Here is a 22,708-nt window from a genome sequence, read left to right as displayed (position 1 = left end):
ACCTAAGTGCTCTCTCTTCATAAAACAAGGACGGAATTGATGCTGGCACCGCTTCCGCTGAAAACCTCGAAGGTTTTCGTTCGTTATAATTATAGTAAAACATGATCATTAGCATGTCAATCACTTTTTTAATACAGGCTTGTTTCTACTATTCTCTAAATATGCAATCACTTCACATATAAAATGATAATTCTCCACAAGAACATCATTCTTCTTAAACATATTAGCATTGTCATTCCTAAGCATAGTCTTTAAGAACAATTCCTTAACCTGTTGCATCCCTTTGTCTCTCATATTTCTATTTGCGGGTGTATTTAAAATATCATAATATACAAATAATAATACGACAAAATCATGTACTACAGGATTTTCCATTTTCTTCTTGTAGCTGGTAGAAAATTTATTCGACTTTGCTAACGCATCCATTATGTCTTTATTCTTTTTAATCTTTATCGAATATGGCTTACGCATGGAATTCAATAAGCAGCTATTATGAGCAGCTGCATTCCTTAAAAATTTGATACTGCCTAAATAAGAAGAATAAGAATGTCCTCCGTACACGCCATAATACAGTTCATATAACTCAATAAAATGACCAAACGATAAAGTTTCAATAAAACTCCATACTGGAATATTATCGTTTTCATCAAAATTTTTAATCAAATCCGATGTTGCAGATTTATCCTTGTTAGCCTTTATTCCTGCCATAACAGAATAATCAATATCATTGTATCTTTTTACTATCTCGTAGCCATCCTCTAAATCGTTATTAGTAATATCTCTCATAAGACGTGTTTTCAGTAAATGTTCAACATCTAAACACAAACCTACAATTAATCGGCGCAAATACATATCTAATGTACTTAGCTCTACAAGACAAGCAAAATCTAGATTAATATATTTATTTGATAATTCCACCTTGCTATACTTTGTATAATTTCTAGCATATGATTTCAGCTTAAAATAGTAGTTATTATACTGAAGAAACTTCCGCGCCTCTTCCTCAGTATACATTTCAAATTTAACATTCTTTTCTTTTAAATCTTCTATCTGCTGTTCATAAGATAATTTTCTCTTGTCCATAGGTATCAATTGTACTCCCAATTTTTATGCCAAAGTGACGAGAGGCTCTCCCGTCACTTTACATCGTCTAATATTTTCACTCATCCCTAATTGATTTAATGATAGCAAGGTTATAGGGCTTTTTCAATAATGTTTAAAGGGCTAATTCATTATTTCTTCGAACTATTTTTATCGATCTAAGTCTCTTCTTGACACTATATTTCTTACCTTAGTCCTATTTTCATCTTCAATGTTTTTCTTATATCTTCTTAGTTTCTCCAATGTACTCTCTCTAGCTTCTTCTAGCACAACAGGCTTTTTGTTTAGTTCCCACCATTGTTTAAATTTTCTAAATGCTCCTGATACAAGTTTTCCTATACCTGTCTTCGGTTCTCTTAGCGTCGCATATCTCATAAATTCTTTCTTCATTTCCGTATCGGCAATCCTCTCGACTGCTTCATCAACTATCTTATTGGTTGCCTTAGCAATCTCATTTTTGACTTCAACCAGATTATCACGCTCAACTTCTAACTTGGTTATTTCCTCTGAGATTTCTTCGTACTGCTTTTGCTTCATGCGGATATAGAACTCTTTTGACATATCATTATTTCTTCCCTTTTCCTTTGGCTTTAAAGTTTCATCTCCAAAAATTTCTGGATGCTCTTGGATTAGTTTTTCGGCTTGATCATGTAGTAAACCCTGAAGCCGCTCCATTCTTTCTTTTGTGAATACCTTTGTTTTTGCTACCTGCTTTTTCATTCCCCTCTGATAACCACTTGCTACGGGTACACCTACAACCTGCATATGAGGTGATGATTCATCAAAGTGTATAACAGCAGACGCCACTTTGAATTCAGGAACTGCAGCTTTAAAAGCTTCCAGTTGCTCTTTCAAAAGTGGCGTCATTGCTTTCCATTCTTCTATTGTTTTCTGTCCCCAAAATTCTTTATCACCGATTTGCAAAATAACTTCTGCAGCTACATCATTCTTTTTACTATCGGAGGCATACTTCAAATAATCTTTTATTTGTCTATCCGCTCTCTTACCTTCATTGTACTCCTTCAACACTTCTGAGAATTCATCTTTATATATTTGTTTTACATCATTGAGGATGCTCGTACCACTGCCCTCAACTATTTCAATCAGCTCAACATTGTATTCTGATTGTTGAGTGTATAGCCGCAAGTTATGTTTGCTTGCTGCGGTGATTGAATGAGTTGTGGTCAGTGCATGTTTTTTATTGGACAAATGACATGAACAAGATATCATGTAAAATCACTCCTTTCATTTGGACAATTAAGCCGTCGGCAGACCCCTCGGAGAGCCCCCGTATAATGACATCTATGTCATTATACCTAGAGGGTTACCCATAACGACACGTTATGCGGTAAGCTCGCTCCGCTCGCTATGCTATAGCCGCTTTTAATTCTTCCTGATTCCATTTACCGATTTGCTCCCTTATTGATTCATCTGGAAAAGTTAACTGATAGCTTTTTTCTTTTATTCTGTTCTTTATTCGTTCATCATAATCCATATTATCAATAGCCATGTTGCATGTATAAATGGTAATCAGATTATTCATGTATCGCTCATTTATGATTTGATAAAACTTTTCCTGCGTCCAATCCTTCGGTGTTTCAGTATCAAAATCATCAATTATCAAAACATCAACTTTGGTTAACCCTTCAAGAAGCTGCTGCTCCGTGTATTCATAATCCTTATTCCAGGTTGCTCTGATTTCATTTAATATCTCAATTGACGTTGCAAACTTCACTGAACATTTTTCCATTTTCAATAATTCGTTTGCCAGAGAAATGGCAAATCTTGTTTTCCCACATCCCTTGGTTGGCGAATAAAGATAAAATCCCATTCCTATGCTTTTCATCCTTTCAAAATTATCTATCCACCATTTCGCAGCGATTAGATTCTTCTCGATAATAATTTTTGATTGCTCCTTTTCATAAATATCCTTACTGTAGTTTTCTAACCAGTAGTTCTTAAACCCTTCAGGTATATTTGCAAAGGCTACACGTTCCCTTGTAATGAGCTTTTGTCGAATCCCACAACTGCAATCTCTTGTAAATGGACGGCCTTGTTCATCCTCATAAAACTCAAAACCTGTTCCTTTACATATTGGGCAAACATTAGATTCCATATAAATCAAGTTCTTCTTTTGTCCAATTGTTCTTTCCTTGATTTCCTGAAGTTGCTGTTCCATAATGTCTTTCACTTCCATATGCATTGTCCCCCTTTATATTTTTTTGTTTTTTATATTTTTTGGTTTTATATTCTTTATTATTATATTGTGTCTGGTTTTCCGCTGACGGTTTTCCCGTTGACGGGTTATCCGTATGCGGAAAATCCACTCGCGGTGAAACCGCAGGTATTTCATGTATTTCTAAAACTTCAGGTCCAAACGCACCACCTTCTTTCCTTTCTTGATATCTTGTTATATAACCCATTTTTTCCAATTCTTGTAATCCAGTCTTTATTTTATCTTTACCATCTGGAAGTATTGCTACTAATCCATTTATTGAAAAGTCCCATTTATCAGGAAGCCCTATCAATGTAACCAGTAATCCTCTTTCTTTTAGATGAAGGTCTTTATTTCTTAATATTCCATTACTGATCATAGTGAAGTTTCCTTGAGTCTTATTTTTTAATACTGGCAATCATTATTCCCCCTTTCCTTTTGCAAGTTATCAAGTAATGATGCTACTTTTCGTTGCTCGTTAGGATATAGATGTCCATAGGTATTTAGTGTAATCTTGATATCCTTATGCCCTAATCTCTCCTTGATAATTAAAGGCTGTACTCCATGATGAATCAGATAGGCACAATGGCTATGCCTTAAATCATGGACTCTAATCTTTTTTACATCTACTTTCTTGATATGCCTTTTCATTAACTCCTGTAGTGCCTTTGCTGTCATTCCAAACAATCTTTCATTGTTAGGATAACGATACAACCGTTTATAATAATCCAATATTTCCTCAACAAGGAATTTTGGTAGGTCAATACTTCGCACTGAGTTTTGCGTCTTTGGAGTTGTGATAATATCCTCACCATCTACTCTGTAATACGTCTTTGTAATATTCAGTTTATGCTGAGGAATATCTATATCATTCTTTGTTAATGCTAAAAGCTCGCCTTCTCGTATTCCTGTCCAAAACAATATCTCAAAAATCAACCGATGCATTGAACCAAGTTCGAATGTATCAATGAACTTTTGATATTCTTCTATTGTCCAGAAATCCAAACTCCTATCATCAGATGACCCCATCTTCTTTACTCGCTTACAAGGATTATCTTTTAACCCATATATCCTCTCTGCATGAGTAAATAAAGCAGTTAATTGATTTTGTAACATTCTTAGATATGCTTCCGAAAAATCATTATTCTTCTTGATATCATTTTGCCAAGCAATAATATCTGAAGGTGAAATTTCATTTAATGCTTTACCCCCAAAGTACGTTGTTACATAAGCATCAATCATATACCTTTTATTTTTCTTTGTTCTTGCTTTTAATTCATGCTCCTTGTCTGTGAAATAGATTTCTACAAAATCTTTTAACCTCATAGACATATCTGCTCTTGCTGCAAGCTTGAAGTTCACTTCAAATTGTTGTGCTTCTTTTTTCGTTTTAAAGTTGCGTTTATGCTTCTTCTTCGAGACTCCTGTCCAGTCTTTGTAATAGAAGGAACAAAACCACATTCCATTATCGTCTTTGTACGCTGGCATTTTATCCTCCTTAAATTGCTACATTCATTGTGTTGTATCCATAAAACTTTGTTTCCCAATAAGCTTTTGGAATTTTACCTGCTACGACTATGAATCCTTGTTTGGACAACTCTTCATTTAACTCTCTAATTACCTTATATGCATGTCCCTTTGAAACACCTAATTCAGCAGATACTTCTTCAACGCCTATCATATAATTAGATTTCATAACCTTCTCCTTTCTCTATTTATTATGTACATAATTTTATAATTTACGATTTTCGTAAATTTAATATACCATTCGCTATTCATTTTGTAAATACTATATTTACGATTTTCGTAATTTATTTTTACTTTTTATATTTTTCATTGTTATGTTTTTCGTAAATATGATAGAATAATTATTGTAATACTGATTATTGGAGGTATTAATAATGGGAGATGGAAAGAATTTAAAAGAACTAATTGATGCTAAAGGCACCAATGTTAGACAGCTTGCCAAAGCTTCTGGATTGAAAGCATCAACACTATATTCAATAATCCAAAAAGATACTAATATAAGATTTGATTATGCTTTAAGAATTGCTAATGAACTCGGAGTAGATGTAAATGAAGTATGCTCAGCAAGCCCATTCTCTGGTGAATTAAAGGAAGATGAAATCTATATGACTGTAAAAGATCACACTGGATTATTAGATAAATCTCGTGTTAAAGATTATCTATTATATTCTATGTATCCTTTAATGATGTTATATGGGAAGAATGCTATGCCTGATGTAGATAATCTATTAACATCTTTCTACCAGCTTGATGATGAAGCACGTAATGAAATAGTTGATACTATAAAAGTAAAACTCCAATATCATCGTGATCCAAAACGTGCAGAAGAAATAAAAAATATAAAGAAATGGTAATTGTTTTTAAGGCTTTTTCTCATAGAGAAGAAGTCTTTTTTATTATGTTCTGGTACTAAACCTTCTAAAAATAGTACCAGAATAGTACCAGACACTTTTTTTTACTAACTCCGTTTTCCTATTTTCGCATGAAAAAAGGCTCCCGAAGAAATCCTCGGAAGCCTTGATTTTACTATTTGGGTTGGGCTGTTCGCTCGAAATTATTCGATGATTGTAGCAACACGACCAGAACCTACTGTTCTACCACCCTCACGGATAGCGAATGTAAGACCCTGCTCCATAGCGATTGGGTGGATGAGCTCGATTGTCATCTCTACGTTATCGCCAGGCATGCACATCTCTGTACCTGCTGGAAGCTCGCAAACACCTGTAACGTCTGTTGTTCTGAAGTAGAACTGTGGACGATAGTTGTTGAAGAATGGAGTATGACGACCACCTTCATCCTTTGTAAGAACGTAAACCTGAGCTGTAAACTTTGTGTGGCATGTTACAGTACCTGGCTTAGCAAGTACCTGTCCACGCTGGATCTGGTCACGGTTAACACCACGAAGAAGTGCACCGATGTTATCACCAGCCTGAGCCTCATCAAGAAGCTTACGGAACATCTCGATACCAGTTACAACAGTCTTCTGTGTATCTTCCTTGATACCGATGATTTCAAGTTCGTCGTTAAGGTGAAGAACACCACGCTCTACTCTACCTGTAGCAACAGTACCACGACCTGTGATTGTGAATACGTCCTCTACTGGCATAAGGAATGGCTTATCTGTCTCACGCTGTGGATCTGGGATGTAAGAATCAACAGTATCCATAAGTTCCATGATCTTGTCGCCCCACTCGCCGTTTGGATCCTCAAGAGCCTTAAGAGCTGAACCCTTAATGATTGGGCAATCATTGAAGTCATACTCTTCAAGCTGCTCTGTAACTTCCATCTCTACGAGCTCGATAAGCTCCTCATCATCAACCATATCACACTTGTTAAGGAATACAACGATGTAAGGTACACCTACCTGACGAGAAAGAAGGATGTGCTCCTTTGTCTGAGCCATAACACCGTCAGTTGCAGCTACTACAAGGATAGCGCCATCCATCTGAGCAGCACCAGTGATCATGTTCTTTACATAATCAGCATGGCCTGGGCAGTCAACGTGTGCGTAATGTCTCTTCTCTGTCTGATACTCAACGTGAGCTGTAGAAATTGTGATACCTCTTTCACGCTCTTCTGGAGCCTTATCGATGTTCTCGAAATCTACCTTAGCGTTACCAGCTACACGCTCAGCAAGTACCTTTGTGATAGCTGCTGTAAGAGTTGTTTTACCGTGATCTACGTGTCCGATAGTACCGATGTTACAATGTGGTTTGGTTCTGTCAAAATGCTCTTTTGCCATTTTTAAAAATCCTCCTTAATATACTGCCCCTATTTGGGCAAAGTTAGTTCTATACTCTCAGTATCTCGATTATATCGAAAATACTGAGAGTTTTCAACTATTTATGTTTTATTTTGCGTGGTTAGAGATGATCTGCTCCTGAACGTTCTTTGGAACTGGCTCATACTTCTCGAAGAACATTGAGTAGTTACCACGTCCCTGTGTAGATGAACGAAGCTCTGTTGAGTATCCGAACATCTCTGCAAGTGGAACAAGTGCTCTAACAATCTTGCCGCCGCCAAGGTCATCCATTGACTGGATCTGACCACGCTTTGCGTTAAGTGATCCGATTACATCACCCATGTATTCCTCAGGCATTGTTACTTCAACCTTCATGATTGGCTCAAGAAGAACTGGAGCGGCCTTAGCCATAGCTTCCTTGAAGCACATTGAACCTGCAATGTGGAATGCCATTTCTGATGAATCGACTTCATGGTAAGAACCATCGTAAACGTCTGCTTCTACACCAAGAACAGGGAATCCGCAAAGGATACCAGCCTTAGCTGCTTCCTCGATACCCTCACCAACAGATGGGATGTATTCCTTAGGAATAGCACCACCAACTACTGAAGACTTAAATCTGAATGTCTCTTCAGCGTTAGCATCAATTGGAGTAAATCTAACCTTACAATGACCGTACTGACCACGTCCACCAGACTGCTTAGCATACTTGTATTCCTGATCAACTGCCTTTGTAAATGTCTCTTTGTATGCAACCTGAGGTGCACCAACGTTAGCCTCAACCTTGAACTCTCTAAGAAGACGATCAACAATGATTTCAAGGTGAAGCTCACCCATACCAGCGATGATAGTCTGGCCTGTCTCCTGATCAGTATGCTGACGGAATGTAGGATCCTCTTCAGCAAGCTTTGCAAGAGCTTCGCCCATCTTCTGCTGTCCAGCCTTAGTCTTAGGCTCGATAGCAAGCTCGATAACTGGCTCTGGGAATTCCATAGACTCAAGGATTACTGGATGCTGCTCATCGCAGATTGTATCACCAGTTGTTGTAAACTTAAGACCTACAACAGCTGCGATATCACCAGAATAAACCTTGTCTAACTCTGTACGCTTGTTAGCGTGCATCTGAAGAATACGACCAACACGCTCCTTCTTATCCTTTGTAGCGTTAAGGCAGTATGAACCTGAGTTCAATGTACCTGAGTATACACGGATAAATGCGAGCTTTCCAACGAATGGATCAGCCATAATCTTGAAAGCTAAAGCTGCGAATGGCTCATCATCTGATGAGTGCTTCTCAACTGGGTTACCATCTAAGTCTGTACCCTGAATAGCTGGTACGTCTGTAGGAGCTGGCATGAACTCAAGGATAGCATCAAGAAGCTTCTGAACACCCTTGTTTCTATATGCAGATCCACAGCATACTGGGATAGCCTTACATTCGCAAGTTGCCTTACGAAGTACAGCCTTAAGCTCATCGATAGAAGGCTCCTCACCCTCAAGATAAGCCATCATAAGATCATCATCTAACTCACAGATCTTCTCAACGAGTTCTGTATGATAAAGCTCAGCATCATCAGCCATATCAGCTGGGATGTCTGTGATAGAAATATCATCACCCTTATCATCGTTATAGATGTATGCTTTCATCTCGAAAAGATCGATGATTCCCTGGAAATCATCTTCCTTACCGATTGGAAGCTGAAGAACGATAGCGTTCTTCTTAAGTCTATCACGGATCTGATCAACAGCTCCGTAGAAGTTTGCACCAAGGATATCCATCTTATTGATGAAAGCCATTCTTGGTACGTTATATGTGTCAGCCTGTCTCCAAACATTCTCTGACTGTGGCTCAACGCCACCCTTTGCACAGAAGACACCAACGGCGCCATCAAGTACACGAAGGGAACGCTCAACCTCAACAGTAAAGTCTACGTGGCCTGGTGTATCAATGATATTGATACGGTGCTCAAGAGCACCCTTCTTAGGCTTGCAGTTTTCCTGCTCAGTCCAGTGACATGTTGTAGCAGCTGAAGTAATTGTGATACCTCTCTCAGCTTCCTGCTCCATCCAGTCCATGGTTGCAGTACCTTCGTGAGTATCACCGATCTTGTAGTTAACACCAGTATAGTAAAGAATACGCTCTGTAAGTGTAGTCTTTCCGGCATCGATATGAGCCATAATACCAATATTTCTGGTACGCTCAAGTGGATATTCTCTTCCTGCCACTGTTTGTCCCTCCTATTAGAATCTGTAATGAGCAAATGCCTTATTAGCTTCTGCCATTCTATGCATTTCTTCTTTTCTCTTAACAGCTGAACCTGTGTTTCCAGCTGCATCCATGATCTCGTTTGCAAGACGCTCTTCCATTGTCTTCTCTGTACGTGTACGTGAGAACATTGTGAGCCATCTAAGGCCAAGGGCCTGACGACGATCTGGTCTTACTTCGATAGGTACCTGATATGTAGCACCACCGATACGTCTAGCCTTTACCTCAAGTACAGGCATAACGTTGTTCATAGCTTCCTCGAAAACCTCAAGTGCAGGTCTTCCAGTCTTTTCCTCGACTTTGCCAAATGCACCATATACAATCTTCTGAGCTACACCCTTCTTACCATCAAGCATGATGTTGTTGATAAGCTTTGTAACTACTTTGCTATTGTATATAGGATCTGCCAAAACGTCTCTTTTTTGAGTATGTCCTTTTCTTGGCACGATACTTCCCTCCTTAACTAAAATTTGTTAGATCAACGGTACTCACAAATTTACTTGTGTTCATGCATTATTTATTCTATAGAGAAAAAATAACAACATTAACCAAATTTTTGTGATATACAATAAATTTCCTAAGCCTTTACGCTATTTTACTTAGCATCCTTAGGTCTCTTAGCGCCGTACTTTGAACGTCCCTGCTTGCGGTTTGCAACGCCGGCTGTATCAAGAGTACCTCTGATTACGTGATAACGTGTACCAGGTAAATCCTTAACACGACCACCACGAATCAAAACAACGCTATGCTCCTGAAGATTGTGACCTTCGCCTGGAATGTATGATGTTACTTCGATTCCGTTTGAAAGACGAACTCTGGCAATCTTACGAAGAGCTGAGTTAGGCTTCTTAGGTGTAGCTGTCTTAACAGCTGTACATACACCACGCTTCTGTGGAGAAGAAGTGTTTGTAGGCTTCTTCTTAAGAGAATTGTAACCTCTCTGAAGTGCTGGTGCTGTAGACTTCTTTACAGATGTCTGACGACCTTTTCTAACTAGCTGGTTGAATGTTGGCATTCTTTTTTACCTCCTAATTTATTTCTTTACGCAAAAATAGGCATAAATATCCTATTAGCGCATGCTAGAACATTATATTTCCTTAATTTCATTATGTCAAGGTTAAAAATGTGAAAAAAAGACCCTGGCAATGCCAAGGTCTTTTATATATTTTTATTATTCTACATCTACAAGCTCATCTGAAAGTGCTTCTGCACCATTAGCTTCGCCTTCGAACTCTTCTGTAGACATTGCTGCATCTGCAAGCTGATTGTCTGTTGAAAGAGGAATGTTTGAATATCTCTTCATACCTGTACCAGCAGGGATTAAGCGACCGATGATAACGTTCTCTTTAAGTCCGTTAAGTGGATCAACCTTACCCTTAATAGCTGCATCAGTAAGAACCTTTGTTGTCTCCTGGAATGAAGCTGCTGAAAGGAATGAGTTAGTAGCAAGGGCTGCCTTTGTGATACCGAGGAGTTCCTGTGTACCAGTAGCAACTTCCTTACCTTCTGCCTCCATCTGCTCGTTAGCTTCTTCAAAGTCAAGCCAGTCTACAAGTGAACCAGGCATAAATCCTGTATCACCAGCCTCGTCAACTCTGATACGCTTTAACATCTGACGGCAAAGAACTTCGATATGCTTATCGTTGATATCAACACCCTGTAAACGGTAAACACGCTGTACTTCACGGATGAGGTAATCCTGAACAGCTGACTTACCCTTGATTGCAAGGATATCGTGTGGGTTTACAGAACCTTCTGTAAGCTCATCACCAGCTTCAAGTTCCTGACCTGAAATAACCTTGATACGTGATCCGTAAGGAATTAAGTACTTCTCTACATCACCTGTTTCAGAGTTTGTAACAACAACTTCTCTCTTCTTTGTCTTAGAATCTTCTTCGATAGAAACTGTACCAGCAATCTCTGTGATGATTGCAAGTCCCTTAGGCTTTCTAGCCTCGAAAAGCTCCTCGACACGAGGAAGACCCTGTGTAATATCGTTACCAGCAACACCACCAGTATGGAATGTTCTCATAGTAAGCTGTGTACCTGGCTCACCGATTGACTGAGCAGCGATGATACCGATTGCTTCACCAACCTGTACAGCACGTCCTGATGCCATGTTAGCGCCGTAGCACTTAGCACAAACACCAACGTGTGAACGACAGTTAAGTACGTTTCTGATCTTAACTTTCTTGATTGGGTTGCCCTTATCATCAACACCCTTTTCGATGATTGCAGCTGCACGCTTAGGTGTGATCATATGGTTAGCCTTAACGATAACCTCACCCTTAGCATCGCAGATTGTGTAGCATGAGAATCTACCAGTAATACGATCCTTAAGTGACTCGATTTCTTCACGACCATCCATGAATGCGTATACCCACATACCTGGAATCTCGCGATTTGTACCAGCAACACAGTCAGATTCACGAACGATAAGTTCCTGAGCAACGTCAACCATTCGACGTGTCAAGTATCCTGAATCGGCTGTACGAAGAGCTGTATCAGAAAGACCCTTACGAGCACCGTGAGCTGACATGAAGTACTCAAGTACATCAAGACCTTCACGGAAGTTTGACTTAATAGGAAGCTCGATAGTCTTACCTGTTGTATCAGCCATCAAACCACGCATACCAGCAAGCTGCTTGATCTGCTTTTCAGAACCACGGGCACCTGAATCAGCCATCATGAAGATGTTGTTGTACTTATCAAGACCATCAAGAAGGTCCTTAGTAAGCTCATCATCAGTCTCTTTCCAAGTATCAACTACTTCACGATAACGCTCTTCTTCTGTAATAAGACCACGCTTATACTGACGTGTAATCTTATCAACTGTCTCCTCAGCCTTAGCAATAAGCTCTGGCTTCTGAGCAGGTACTGTCATATCTGAAATTGAAACTGTCATGGCAGCAATTGTTGAGTAGTGGTAACCCATTGCCTTGATATCATCAAGAACTTCTGCTGTCTTTGTAGCTCCGTGTGTATTAATAACTTTTTCAAGAATCTGCTTTAACTGCTTCTTACCAACATGGAAGTCTACCTCTGGCAAAAGCTCGTTCTCAGGATTTGTTCTATCTACATAGCCAAGATCCTGTGGAATAATCTCGTTGAAGAGAAGTCTACCAAGTGTTGATGAAACATTACCTGTAACAACAGTTCCGTCAGCATGCTGCTTTGAAACACGAACTGTGATACGTGCATGCATTGTTAATGCATCGTTCTCGTATGCAAGAATTGCCTCGCTAAGGTTCTTGAAGATTTTGCCTTCGCCAAGCTCTTCTCTAGTATCACCTACAGACTTACCACGCTCCTGTGTGAGGTAGTAAATACCAAGTACCATATCCTGTGAAGGAACGGCAACAGGACCACCATCTGAAGGCTTCAAGAGGTTGTTAGGTGAAAGAAGCATGAATCTACATTCAGCCTGTGCCTCCTGAGTAAGTGGAAGGTGAACAGCCATCTGGTCACCATCGAAATCGGCGTTGAAAGCTGTACATACAAGTGGATGAAGCTTGATAGCTCTACCTTCTACAAGGATTGGCTCGAAAGCCTGAATACCAAGTCTATGAAGTGTAGGAGCACGGTTAAGCATAACTGGATGCTCTTTAATGACATCTTCAAGGATGTCCCAAACCTGTGGCTCGAACTTCTCAACCATCTTCTTAGCGTATTTGATGTTGTGAGCCATACCATTGCCAACAAGCTCCTTCATAACGAAAGGCTTGAAGAGCTCAAGTGCCATCTCCTTTGGAAGACCACACTGGTAAATCTTAAGCTCTGGTCCAACGACGATAACTGAACGACCTGAGTAGTCAACACGCTTACCAAGAAGGTTCTGTCTGAATCGACCAGACTTACCCTTAAGCATGTCTGAAAGTGACTTAAGAGGTCTGTTACCAGGACCTGTAACAGGACGACCACGACGACCGTTATCGATAAGAGCATCAACAGCTTCCTGAAGCATACGCTTTTCGTTACGTACAATGATATCAGGAGCACCAAGCTCTAAGAGTCGACGAAGTCGGTTATTTCTATTGATAATACGACGGTATAAGTCGTTAAGATCAGATGTAGCAAAACGGCCACCATCAAGCTGTACCATAGGACGAAGATCTGGTGGAATAACAGGGATAACTGTCATAATCATCCATTCAGGTCTGTTTCCTGACTCACGGAATGCCTCAACAACCTCGAGTCTCTTGATGATACGTGAACGCTTCTGGCCTGTAGCGTTATCTAATTCAATCTGAAGCTTTGTAGCCTCTTCATCAAGGTCAATGTCCTTGAGAAGCTCCTGGATAGCTTCAGCACCCATTCCTACTCTGAAGCCGTTACCATACTGTTCTCTAGCTTCCTGGTACTCAGCTTCTGTAAGAACCTGCTTATACATGAGAGCTGTCTCTCCTGCATCAAGTACGATGTATGATGCAAAGTAGAGAACCTTCTCAAGTGTCTTTGGTGAAAGATCAAGAATAAGTCCCATACGTGAAGGAATACCCTTGAAATACCAAATATGTGAAACTGGTGCAGCAAGTTCAATGTGACCCATACGCTCACGACGAACGCTTGCCTTTGTGATTTCAACACCACAACGATCACAAACTACACCCTTATAACGAATCTTCTTGTACTTTCCGCAGTGACATTCCCAGTCCTTGCTAGGTCCAAAAATCTTTTCGCAGAAAAGACCATCCTTCTCAGGCTTCAGTGTACGATAGTTGATTGTCTCTGGCTTTTTAACTTCGCCACGAGACCACTGTCTGATCTTTTCAGGTGAAGCCAATCCAATCTGTATTGCGTCAAATGCTATTGGTTGATATGTCGCTTCTTTATTCTCTGGCATTTTCTAGCTCCCTTCCTATTTATTCCTCATCAAAATCATCTGCTACATCTGCAAAATCATCATCTTCTTCAAATGCTGCATCATCTTCATCATCAACAAGATCTCCATCAGAATCAAACTTCTTTGTAGAGAATCCTGCCTGTGCGAATGAATTGTCATCCTCGAAGGCAAAGTTTCTATCGCTTCCAGCGATGATTGCATTGAGGTCTGTATTTCCATATTCACTTGTTTCCATAAGTTCAACTTCTTCACGATTTTCATCGAGAACACGAACATCAAGACCAAGTGACTGTAATTCCTTAAGTAATACCTTGAATGACTCAGGGATACCTGGCTCAGGGATGTTTTCACCCTTGATGATAGCTTCGTATGTCTTAACACGACCGATAACATCATCAGACTTCATTGTAAGGATTTCCTGAAGTGTGTATGATGCACCATAAGCCTCAAGAGCCCAAACTTCCATCTCACCGAAACGCTGTCCACCGAACTGTGCTTTACCACCGAGTGGCTGCTGTGTAACAAGTGAGTAAGGACCAGTTGAACGAGCATGGATCTTATCATCAACAAGGTGGTGAAGCTTAAGGTAATGCATGTGTCCGATTGTTACAGGACCATCAAATGGCTCACCTGTACGACCGTCGCGAAGCTGTACCTTACCATCACGAGAGATTGGAACACCCTTCCAAAGTGCACGATGTGCACGGTTTGTAGAAAGATACTCCATAACATCGTCACGAAGAATATCAACGTACTTGTCGTAGAATGTCTCCGCGCCGTTTGTAGCTTCTTCCTTGTCAAATGGCATATTAACATAGTCATTTGCAAGCTCAAGTGTATCCTGGATATCAATTTCATTTGCACCATCAAATACTGGTGTTTCAATGTCAAATCCAAGTGCCTTTGCAGCAAGTGAAAGGTGAATCTCAAGGACCTGACCGATATTCATACGTGAAGGAACGCCCAATGGGTTAAGTACGATATCAAGTGGACGACCGTTTGGAAGATATGGCATATCTTCTACTGGAAGTACGCGGGAAACTACACCCTTGTTACCATGACGACCAGCCATCTTATCACCTACACCGATTTTTCTCTTCTGAGCGATGTAGATACGTACTGATTTATTAACACCTGGAGAAAGCTCATCGCCGTTCTCACGAGTAAATACCTTTGCGTCAACAACGATACCATAAGCACCGTGTGGAACACGAAGTGATGTATCACGAACCTCTCTTGCCTTCTCACCGAAGATTGCAAGAAGAAGTCTTTCTTCTGGAGTACGCTCTGTCTCTCCCTTAGGTGTAACCTTACCAACAAGGATATCACCTGCACGAACCTCAGCACCGATACGGATAATACCGCTCTCGTCAAGATCCTTAAGTGCGTCATCACCTACACCAGCAACATCACGTGTGATTTCCTCTGGTCCAAGCTTTGTATCACGAGCATCGATTTCGTACTCTTCAATATGAATAGATGTATAAACATCATCCTGTACAAGTCTCTCTGAAAGGAGAACCGCATCCTCGTAGTTGTAACCTTCCCATGTCATGAAACCGATAAGAGGATTCTTACCAAGGGCAAGCTCACCATTCTTTGTAGAAGGACCATCCGCGATAACCTCGCCTGCTTCTACATGGTCACCCTTAAATACGATTGGACGCTGATTGTAGCAGTTAGACTGGTTTGAACGTGTGAACTTGAGAAGATCATACTCATCTCTTGTTCCGTCTTCGTCAGCCTTGATGATAATACGCTTTGTCTCTGACATCTCTACGATACCAGCACGCTTAGCAACTACGCAGACACCTGAATCGACAGCTGTCTTTGGTTCCATACCTGTACCAACAACTGGAGCCTCTGTAGTAAGAAGAGGTACTGCCTGACGCTGCATGTTTGATCCCATGAGGGCACGTGTAGGGTCATCATTCTGAAGGAATGGAATAAGGGCTGTAGCAACTGAGAATACCATCTTAGGAGATACGTCCATGTAATCAAACATAGTCTTATCGTACTCCTGTGTCTCCTCACGGAAACGACCAGATACGTTCTTTCTCATGAAGTGGCCTTCTGCGTCAAGCTTGACGTTAGCCTGTGCTACATGATAGTTATCCTCTTCGTCTGCTGTCATATAGATAACCTCGTCTGTTACGCGAGGATTCTCTGGGTCTGTTTTATCAATACGTCTGTATGGCGCCTCAATAAAACCATACTCATTGATACGAGCATAGCTTGCGAGAGAGTTGATAAGACCGATGTTAGGTCCTTCAGGTGTCTCGATAGGGCACATACGTCCATAGTGAGAGTAGTGTACGTCTCGAACCTCGAATCCGGCACGGTCTCTTGAAAGACCACCAGGACCAAGGGCAGAAAGACGTCTCTTATGTGTCAACTCACCAAGTGGGTTGTTCTGATCCATGAACTGTGACAACTGTGATGAGCCAAAGAACTCTTTGATTGCAGCTGTAACAGGCTTGATGTTGATGAGGTTCTGTGGAGAAATATCCTCAAGGTCACGAGTTGTCATACGCTCACGTACAACCTTCTCTAGACGTGATAAACCGATTCTGTACTGGTTCTGTAAAAGCTCACCAACAGCACGAATACGACGGTTACCAAGGTGATCGATATCGTCATCCTTACCAATGCCGTACTCAAGATGCATATTGTAGTTGATTGATGCGAATACATCCTCAACTGTAATGTGCTTTGGAATCAAATCAGCTACTGAACGCTCAATAGCATCCTCAATATCTTCTTTTGTTGTGTTTTCTGAAAGAATTCTCTCTAATACTGGATAGTATACAAGCTCAGTAATACCAAGAGCTTCTGCATCGATATCAACAAACTTTGTGATATCAACCATCATGTTTGAAAGAACCTTTACATTGCGTGTCTCAGTCTGGATGAATACATGAGTAACAGCTGCGTTCTGGATTTCATCAGCCTTCTCAAGTGTAATCTTATCTCCAGCCTTTGCAATAATCTCGCCAGTTGTAGTGTCAACTACATCCTCTGCAAGAATATGACCTGCAATACGGTTGCGAAGCATAAGCTTCTTATTAAATTTATAACGTCCTACCTTTGCAAGATCGTAACGTCTTGGATCAAAGAACATACCGTGAATTAATGACTCGGCGCTATCCTTTGCAAGTGGCTCGCCTGGACGAAGCTTACGATATAACTCAAGTAAGCCTCCTTCGTAGCTACCCTGAGGATTCTTCTCAGTAATAGAAGGATCCTTTGCGAATGTAGCAAGAATCTTTGGCTCTTCGCCAAATACATCAATAATTTCCTGGTTTGTACCTAAACCAAGAGCACGAATAAGTACTGTAACAGGTACTTTTCTGTTACGGTCTACACGAACATAGAAAACGTCATTGGAATCTGTCTCATACTCTAACCATGCACCTCGGTTAGGTATTACTGTACATGAATAGAGCTCCTTACCAATCTTGTCGTGACCGATAGCATAGTAGATACCTGGTGAACGAACAAGCTGACTGACGATAACACGCTCTGCTCCATTAATAACGAATGTGCCAGTCTCTGTCATAAGTGGTAAATCACCCATGAAAATTTCATGCTCCTGCATGTCTCCGGACTCCTTGTTTACAAGGCGTACCTTTACTTTCAAAGGTGCTGCGTATGTTGCATCTCTTTCCTTGCACTGTGGGATGGTGTACTTAACTTCATCCTTGCACAATGTAAAGTCAACAAAGTGCAACTCAAGCTGATTACCCCTATCCTGAATAGGAGAGATATCAGCAAATGCTTCTTTTAATCCGTCCTTAACGAACCAGTCATAACTGTTCTTCTGGACCTCGATTAAATTAGGCATTTCAAGTACCTCTTTTTGTCTCGAGTAACTCATACGCAAGTTCTTTCCAGCTTTCACTGGACGTATTCTGTTTTTCTCCATTGACGTTCCACCTCTCATAATATTTAAATTTGGATAAATCTTATCAAATAAAATGTGTGAAAATCCGTGCATAAAAATAAGCATAGAAATACACACTGCACCACAATAGTGCAAACTACATTCTATGCCAAAGTCAATAACAAAGTCAAGTATTAAATTAGATATTTTCAAAAAAATTTAGCAGGTTCATTTGAACCTGCTAAATATAAAACAATCGAGTTTAACTTACTTAAGAGTAACCTTTGCACCAATCTCCTCAAGCTGAGCCTTGATTGACTCTGCTGTAGCCTTGTCAGCTGCTTCCTTGATAACCTTTGGTGCGCCATCAACGAGTTCCTTAGCTTCCTTAAGTCCAAGACCAGTAGCCTCACGAACAACCTTGATAACCTTAACCTTCTCAGAACCTACTTCTGTAAGCTCTACGTCGAACTCGTCCTTCTCCTCAGCTGCTGCTGCATCGCCAGCTGCTGCTGCAACTACAACGCCTGCTGCTGCAGAAACGCCGAACTCTTCCTCACATGCCTTTACAAGGTCATTTAACTCTAATACGCTAAGCTCTTTGATAGCTGCGATAAACTCTTCTGTTGTCATCTTTGCCATGATTATTTTCCTCCATTAAATAATAATAAAAATCAATTAAATTACTCTGCTTCTGTTGCAGGTGCTTCCTCTGCTGGAGCCTCTGCCTCTGCAGCTGGTGCCTCTGTAGATGCACCACCCTGCTCTGCGATCTGGTTGAGAACGCGAGCGAAGTTTGTGATTGGTGACTGTAAGCTTCCAAGTAACTTTGAAAGAAGTTCCTCTCTGCTTGGTACAGCTGCAACTGCTGACATACCATTAGCATCATAGAATGTACCTTCTACGACACCAGCCTTGATCTCAAGGTTTGTAGCTGTCTTAGCAAATTTAGCAAGAATTCTTGCTGGAGCTGTAGCATCATCCTTTGAAACAGCGATTGCACTTGGTCCTTCAAGAACATCATCAAGTGATGCAAAATCTGTTCCCTCGAAAGCACGCTTCATAAGTGTGTTCTTGTATACCTTGTAAGTAACACCAGCCTCGCGAAGCTGCTTACGTAACTGTGTGTCTTCTGCAACTGTAAGTCCACGAGCGTCTACAACTACTACTGAAGCTGCATCCTTAATCTGCTCTGAGATCTCGTCAACTATTGGCTGCTTTAATTCAACTTTTGCCACGAATTTTTCCTCCTTATAATATTTGTTTGTTGCTTATATGAGGATAAAGTAAAACCCTCTATGTCAAAGACATAGAGGGTGATTAATCGATAAATACTTAATCGTCCTCGGCTGGTAGATAAAATCTTTACGGCTAACGCCACCTGCTGTCTTCGGCAACAACTTTATGCATTATATCATCATGTATATTGGGCTGTCAACAATTAGTTAGAAACCTTTGCAACATTAAGCTTAACGCCAGGTCCCATTGTAGGAGCAAGTGAAATGCTCTTAATGTACTGACCCTTTAAGCTTGCTGGCTTAGCCTTGTTGATAGCGTCCATAAGAGTCTGGAAGTTGTCCGCTAACTGCTCCTCTGTGAAAGAAGCCTTTCCGATAGGTACATGGATAATGTTTGTCTTATCAAGTCTATACTCAATCTTACCAGCTTTGATTTCTTCAACAGCCTTAGCAACATCCATAGTAACTGTACCAGCCTTTGGGTTTGGCATAAGTCCTCTAGGTCCAAGTACACGACCAAGACGACCAACAACACCCATCATGTCTGGAGTAGCAACTACAGAATCGAACTCAGACCATCCTTCGTTCTGGATCTTTGGAATGAGCTCCTCGCCGCCAACGAAATCAGCGCCTGCAGCCTGTGCCTCGTCAAGCTTAGCACCCTTAGCGAATACTAATACTCTAACTGACTTACCAGTTCCGTGTGGAAGTACTACAGCACCACGGATCTGCTGCTCAGCGTGACGTCCGTCACAACCAGTTCTGATATGAGCTTCAATTGTCTCATCAAATTTTGCAGTAGCATTCTTCTTTACCTGTGCGATTGCTTCTGCTGGATCGAATGCAGCTGACTTATCGTATGAGCTTGCAGCTGCAACGTATTTCTTTCCTCTTTTCATGTTTACCTCCTGTGGTTTATCGAGCTTATGCTCTCCCACTCAAATCTTTAATAGTAAGAACGTTGTTTTCGCTAAGCTGTGAATTATTCAACAACCTCAACGCCCATTGATCTACATGTTCCTTCGATCATGCTCATAGCAGCCTCAAGTGATGCTGCGTTAAGGTCAGGCATCTTTGTCTCTGCGATTTCCTGAACCTGAGCCTTTGTAATCTTTGCAACCTTTGTCTTGTTAGGTGTGCCTGAAGCCTTCTGAAGCTTGCAAGCCTTCTTAATAAGAACTGCTGCTGGTGGAGTCTTTGTGATGAAGCTGAAGCTTCTATCTGCATAAACAGTGATAATTGTAGGAACAATTGTATCTCCCATATCTGCTGTCTTTGCGTTAAACTGCTTTGTAAACTCCACAATGTTTACACCATGCTGACCAAGTGCTGGACCAACTGGTGGGGCTGGTGTAGCCTTGCCTGCTGGAATCTGCAACTTGATATAGCCTTCAATTTTCTTTGCCATGATATTCCTCCTAATCCATCTTGCGTACGTCTGTGAAATCAATTTCTACTGGTGTTTCACGTCCGAACATTTCAACGCTGATGGTTACTGTCTGCTTCTTAGCATTGATAGACTTAACAACGCCCACAGTATCTTTCCAGGTACCGTCTACGACACTAAGAGTATCTCCAACTTCGAAGTCAACCTCAACGTTGACTCTTTCAGTGCTTTCGCCTAGTAAGTATGCTTTAACTTCAGCCTCTGACAATGGCACTGGTTTACTTCCTGGTCCAACGAAGCCTGTAACACCTCTAGTATTTCTGACAACGTACCAGGTCTCGTCATTCATAATCATCTCAATAAGAACGTAACCAGGGTACATCTTCTTTGAAACTTGTTTCTTGACGCCATCCCTAGTTTCGGTAACCTCAACCATAGGTACTCTTACATCAAGAATCTGCTCCTCGAGATGTTGTGTCTCGATAGCCTTTTCAATGTTTGTCTTGACTTTGTTCTCATAGCCTGAGTAAGTATGAACTACATACCACTTTGCCTCTGCCATATGCGATGCCTCCATTATAAATTAACTAGGATATTTACACCCTTGTTGATCACTGCATCTAAAACGATGATGATCACTGCTACAACTACTGACACAGCAACAACTGCTGTTGTCTGTTTTGACACGTCTTTTGGATCTGCCCAGACGATCTTTCCGAACTCTGTCTTAAGACCCGCAAAACGTCCTGACTTGGTTTTCTTTTCCTCTGCCATTTCGCACCTCCCGGATGACTATTTAGTCTCTTTGTGCATTGTGTGCTTCTTGCAGAATCTGCAATACTTCTTTGTTTCCATTCTGTCAGGGTGTGTCTTCTTGTCTTTTGTCATGTTGTAATTACGCTGCTGGCACTCTGTGCAAGCTAATGTTATCTTTGTGCGCACAACTTCCACCTCCGTTAAATTTCTACTTTGGTCTACTTATACTCACTTGTCATAGCGAACAATTTGACAAGGCGAAAAAAGAGCATAAAAAAAAGACCTGCTTTTCTTAGTCGCTAGCTAAATTTAGCATACGACGCAAGAACTGTCAAGTCTTTTTCATTATTATGTTTAGCCCTTTACACCACCAAGTGTAACGCCACCTACAATATATCTAGAAAGTATTAGGTATACAATTATAACAGGGAAGATTGAGAATGCAATCATAATATAAACCTGTCCCATATCAAACTTTAACCAGTCTGCATTACGAAGCTGAGCAATTAATATAGGAAGTGTCTTCTTTGTATCATCATGAAGAACAAGTGCTGGAGTGAAGTAATTATTCCAGCTACCTACAAAGCTGAATATTGCCTGTACAGCAATTGCTGGCTTCATAAGGGGTACTACAATCTGGTTAAATGTTCTAAATTCGCCAGAACCATCAATTCTGGCAGCCTCGATTAAGGAAAGAGGTAATGTAGAATCCATGTATTGCTTCATATAAAAGAATACAGCAGGAGATGCAATCGCAGGAATAATAAGTGGAATAGCACTATTATCTAAATGCATCTTGTCAATGAGCTGTAAGAAACCAAGTACAGTTACCTGTGTTGGAATCATCATAATCATTAATATGAAGGTAAACATAAACTTCTTTAATTTGAAGTCATATGCATGGATAGCATAAGCTGTCATTGTTGAAAAATATGTTGCAAGTGTAGCTGTAAGTACAGCGATTAAAAGTGAATTAATCATACCACTTACAATAGGTAATGTTCCATTTTTCAAGTTTGTCCAGTTCTCAATAAGATGAACACTTGGAAATGGAGTGAAACCTGCGCTCAACTCTGAATTGCTTCTAGTAGAATTGATAAATAATACATAGAACCAGAATAAGCACAAGAATGAAATTAAAATCAATACTATATAAGAAACTATTCTTCTAGCATGAACTCCGCCGCCTTGGCTGTTGCTTGTGTTATTTGCCATTTTTATTCTCCTCATCTATTTTACTTAATTTCAAT

At 40.5% G+C, this 22,708-nt stretch carries 21 protein-coding genes and 1 other annotated feature; of the genes, 1 reads left to right on the top strand and 20 read right to left on the bottom strand.

What is annotated here, in order from left to right:
- Nucleotides 1–120: 120 nt before the first annotated feature.
- The 6 genes from E7274_RS06405 to E7274_RS06380 form a co-directional block, all read right to left on the bottom strand.
- On the bottom strand, nt 121–1,083 hold the full coding sequence (locus E7274_RS06405; protein ID WP_099413287.1) for an Abi family protein: 963 nt from the start codon (nt 1,081–1,083) through the stop codon (nt 121–123).
- Between the two features lie 168 nt (nt 1,084–1,251).
- A complete protein-coding gene (locus tag E7274_RS06400; protein ID WP_304174637.1) occupies nt 1,252–2,331 on the bottom strand; it encodes a plasmid recombination protein in 1,080 nt (359 codons plus the stop codon).
- A 136-nt stretch (nt 2,332–2,467) separates the two neighbouring features.
- Nucleotides 2,468–3,298 carry an ATP-binding protein gene (locus E7274_RS06395; protein WP_304174635.1) on the bottom strand — a complete coding sequence of 277 codons (831 nt, stop codon included), beginning with the start codon at nt 3,296–3,298 and terminating at the stop codon, nt 2,468–2,470.
- Nucleotides 3,207–3,734, bottom strand: a complete 528-nt coding sequence (locus E7274_RS06390) for a helix-turn-helix domain-containing protein (protein WP_304174633.1) — start codon at nt 3,732–3,734, stop codon at nt 3,207–3,209. The genes E7274_RS06395 and E7274_RS06390 overlap by 92 nt, the downstream gene beginning before the upstream one ends.
- Nucleotides 3,722–4,804: a site-specific integrase gene (locus E7274_RS06385; protein WP_304174631.1), complete on the bottom strand. Its 1,083-nt coding sequence runs from the start codon at nt 4,802–4,804 to the stop codon at nt 3,722–3,724. The genes E7274_RS06390 and E7274_RS06385 overlap by 13 nt, the downstream gene beginning before the upstream one ends.
- A 10-nt stretch (nt 4,805–4,814) precedes the next feature.
- The gene (locus E7274_RS06380; protein ID WP_099412757.1) at nt 4,815–5,012 is read right to left on the bottom strand and encodes a DNA-binding protein; all 198 of its coding nucleotides are present in this window, start codon (nt 5,010–5,012) and stop codon (nt 4,815–4,817) included.
- A 205-nt stretch (nt 5,013–5,217) separates the two neighbouring features.
- Between E7274_RS06380 and E7274_RS06375 the strand changes: the two genes are divergently transcribed.
- Nucleotides 5,218–5,697, top strand: a complete 480-nt coding sequence (locus E7274_RS06375) for a helix-turn-helix domain-containing protein (RefSeq protein WP_304174629.1) — start codon at nt 5,218–5,220, stop codon at nt 5,695–5,697.
- 200 nt (nt 5,698–5,897) lie between these two features.
- On the opposite strand, the gene tuf is transcribed toward E7274_RS06375, so the two are convergent.
- The 14 genes from tuf to E7274_RS06305 form a co-directional block, all read right to left on the bottom strand.
- Nucleotides 5,898–7,085, bottom strand: a complete 1,188-nt coding sequence (tuf, locus tag E7274_RS06370; RefSeq protein WP_015548549.1) for an elongation factor Tu — start codon at nt 7,083–7,085, stop codon at nt 5,898–5,900.
- A gap of 108 nt (nt 7,086–7,193) precedes the next feature.
- Nucleotides 7,194–9,311, bottom strand: coding sequence for an elongation factor G (gene fusA / locus E7274_RS06365; RefSeq protein ID WP_304174628.1), 2,118 nt, complete (start codon nt 9,309–9,311; stop codon nt 7,194–7,196).
- A gap of 15 nt (nt 9,312–9,326) precedes the next feature.
- Nucleotides 9,327–9,797 (bottom strand): 30S ribosomal protein S7, encoded by a 471-nt coding sequence (gene rpsG / locus E7274_RS06360; RefSeq protein WP_033152875.1) that lies wholly within the window; start codon nt 9,795–9,797, stop codon nt 9,327–9,329.
- Nucleotides 9,798–9,946: 149 nt separating this feature from the next.
- Complete coding sequence (gene rpsL, locus E7274_RS06355; RefSeq protein ID WP_028234583.1) at nt 9,947–10,366, bottom strand: 30S ribosomal protein S12; 420 nt, start codon at nt 10,364–10,366, stop codon at nt 9,947–9,949.
- 156 nt (nt 10,367–10,522) lie between these two features.
- Entirely contained in the window at nt 10,523–14,194 is a 3,672-nt protein-coding gene (gene rpoC / locus E7274_RS06350; protein ID WP_304174626.1) for a DNA-directed RNA polymerase subunit beta', read from the bottom strand.
- A gap of 19 nt (nt 14,195–14,213) precedes the next feature.
- A complete protein-coding gene (gene rpoB, locus E7274_RS06345; protein WP_304174624.1) occupies nt 14,214–18,119 on the bottom strand; it encodes a DNA-directed RNA polymerase subunit beta in 3,906 nt (1,301 codons plus the stop codon).
- Between the two features lie 225 nt (nt 18,120–18,344).
- Nucleotides 18,345–18,719, bottom strand: coding sequence for a 50S ribosomal protein L7/L12 (rplL, locus tag E7274_RS06340; protein WP_028234586.1), 375 nt, complete (start codon nt 18,717–18,719; stop codon nt 18,345–18,347).
- Nucleotides 18,720–18,760: 41 nt separating this feature from the next.
- Nucleotides 18,761–19,315 carry a 50S ribosomal protein L10 gene (gene rplJ, locus E7274_RS06335; RefSeq protein ID WP_044936382.1) on the bottom strand — a complete coding sequence of 185 codons (555 nt, stop codon included), beginning with the start codon at nt 19,313–19,315 and terminating at the stop codon, nt 18,761–18,763.
- A 39-nt stretch (nt 19,316–19,354) separates the two neighbouring features.
- Nucleotides 19,355–19,489, bottom strand: a sequence feature (ribosomal protein L10 leader region).
- Nucleotides 19,490–19,518: 29 nt separating this feature from the next.
- The gene (rplA, locus tag E7274_RS06330) at nt 19,519–20,214 is read right to left on the bottom strand and encodes a 50S ribosomal protein L1 (RefSeq protein WP_304174622.1); all 696 of its coding nucleotides are present in this window, start codon (nt 20,212–20,214) and stop codon (nt 19,519–19,521) included.
- An 83-nt stretch (nt 20,215–20,297) separates the two neighbouring features.
- Nucleotides 20,298–20,723 carry a 50S ribosomal protein L11 gene (gene rplK / locus E7274_RS06325; protein WP_028234589.1) on the bottom strand — a complete coding sequence of 142 codons (426 nt, stop codon included), beginning with the start codon at nt 20,721–20,723 and terminating at the stop codon, nt 20,298–20,300.
- 10 nt (nt 20,724–20,733) lie between these two features.
- Nucleotides 20,734–21,264, bottom strand: coding sequence for a transcription termination/antitermination protein NusG (gene nusG, locus E7274_RS06320; RefSeq protein WP_033152865.1), 531 nt, complete (start codon nt 21,262–21,264; stop codon nt 20,734–20,736).
- Nucleotides 21,265–21,278: 14 nt separating this feature from the next.
- Nucleotides 21,279–21,476, bottom strand: coding sequence for a preprotein translocase subunit SecE (secE, locus tag E7274_RS06315; RefSeq protein ID WP_033152863.1), 198 nt, complete (start codon nt 21,474–21,476; stop codon nt 21,279–21,281).
- 18 nt (nt 21,477–21,494) lie between these two features.
- Nucleotides 21,495–21,644, bottom strand: a complete 150-nt coding sequence (gene rpmG / locus E7274_RS06310; protein ID WP_028234592.1) for a 50S ribosomal protein L33 — start codon at nt 21,642–21,644, stop codon at nt 21,495–21,497.
- Between the two features lie 168 nt (nt 21,645–21,812).
- Nucleotides 21,813–22,673 (bottom strand): carbohydrate ABC transporter permease, encoded by an 861-nt coding sequence (locus E7274_RS06305; RefSeq protein ID WP_074790894.1) that lies wholly within the window; start codon nt 22,671–22,673, stop codon nt 21,813–21,815.
- Nucleotides 22,674–22,708 lie beyond the last annotated feature (35 nt).

The sequence above is a fragment of the Pseudobutyrivibrio ruminis genome (assembly GCF_015057245.1).
GTDB classification, from domain to species: Bacteria; Bacillota; Clostridia; order Lachnospirales; family Lachnospiraceae; genus Pseudobutyrivibrio; species Pseudobutyrivibrio ruminis_E.
Note: the sequence above shows the minus strand (reverse complement) of the source record. Positions and strands in the feature narration are given on the sequence as shown.

Bases quoted from the DNA above. Each gene is read 5' to 3' on its own strand.
- rpoC (WP_304174626.1), bottom strand. From the start codon at position 14,194: ATGCCAGAGAATAAAGAAGCGACATATCAACCAATAGCATTTGACGCA.
- secE (WP_033152863.1), bottom strand. From the start codon at position 21,476: ATGGCAGAGGAAAAGAAAACCAAGTCAGGACGTTTTGCGGGTCTTAAG.
- rplK (WP_028234589.1), bottom strand. From the start codon at position 20,723: ATGGCAAAGAAAATTGAAGGCTATATCAAGTTGCAGATTCCAGCAGGC.
- E7274_RS06385 (WP_304174631.1), bottom strand. From the start codon at position 4,804: ATGCCAGCGTACAAAGACGATAATGGAATGTGGTTTTGTTCCTTCTAT.
- E7274_RS06395 (WP_304174635.1), bottom strand. From the start codon at position 3,298: ATGGAAGTGAAAGACATTATGGAACAGCAACTTCAGGAAATCAAGGAA.
- rplA (WP_304174622.1), bottom strand. From the start codon at position 20,214: ATGAAAAGAGGAAAGAAATACGTTGCAGCTGCAAGCTCATACGATAAG.
- rpsL (WP_028234583.1), bottom strand. From the start codon at position 10,366: ATGCCAACATTCAACCAGCTAGTTAGAAAAGGTCGTCAGACATCTGTA.
- rplL (WP_028234586.1), bottom strand. From the start codon at position 18,719: ATGGCAAAGATGACAACAGAAGAGTTTATCGCAGCTATCAAAGAGCTT.
- tuf (WP_015548549.1), bottom strand. From the start codon at position 7,085: ATGGCAAAAGAGCATTTTGACAGAACCAAACCACATTGTAACATCGGT.
- E7274_RS06305 (WP_074790894.1), bottom strand. From the start codon at position 22,673: ATGGCAAATAACACAAGCAACAGCCAAGGCGGCGGAGTTCATGCTAGA.
- nusG (WP_033152865.1), bottom strand. From the start codon at position 21,264: ATGGCAGAGGCAAAGTGGTATGTAGTTCATACTTACTCAGGCTATGAG.
- E7274_RS06405 (WP_099413287.1), bottom strand. From the start codon at position 1,083: ATGGACAAGAGAAAATTATCTTATGAACAGCAGATAGAAGATTTAAAA.
- E7274_RS06400 (WP_304174637.1), bottom strand. From the start codon at position 2,331: ATGATATCTTGTTCATGTCATTTGTCCAATAAAAAACATGCACTGACC.
- E7274_RS06375 (WP_304174629.1), top strand. From the start codon at position 5,218: ATGGGAGATGGAAAGAATTTAAAAGAACTAATTGATGCTAAAGGCACC.
- rpoB (WP_304174624.1), bottom strand. From the start codon at position 18,119: ATGGAGAAAAACAGAATACGTCCAGTGAAAGCTGGAAAGAACTTGCGT.
- E7274_RS06380 (WP_099412757.1), bottom strand. From the start codon at position 5,012: ATGAAATCTAATTATATGATAGGCGTTGAAGAAGTATCTGCTGAATTA.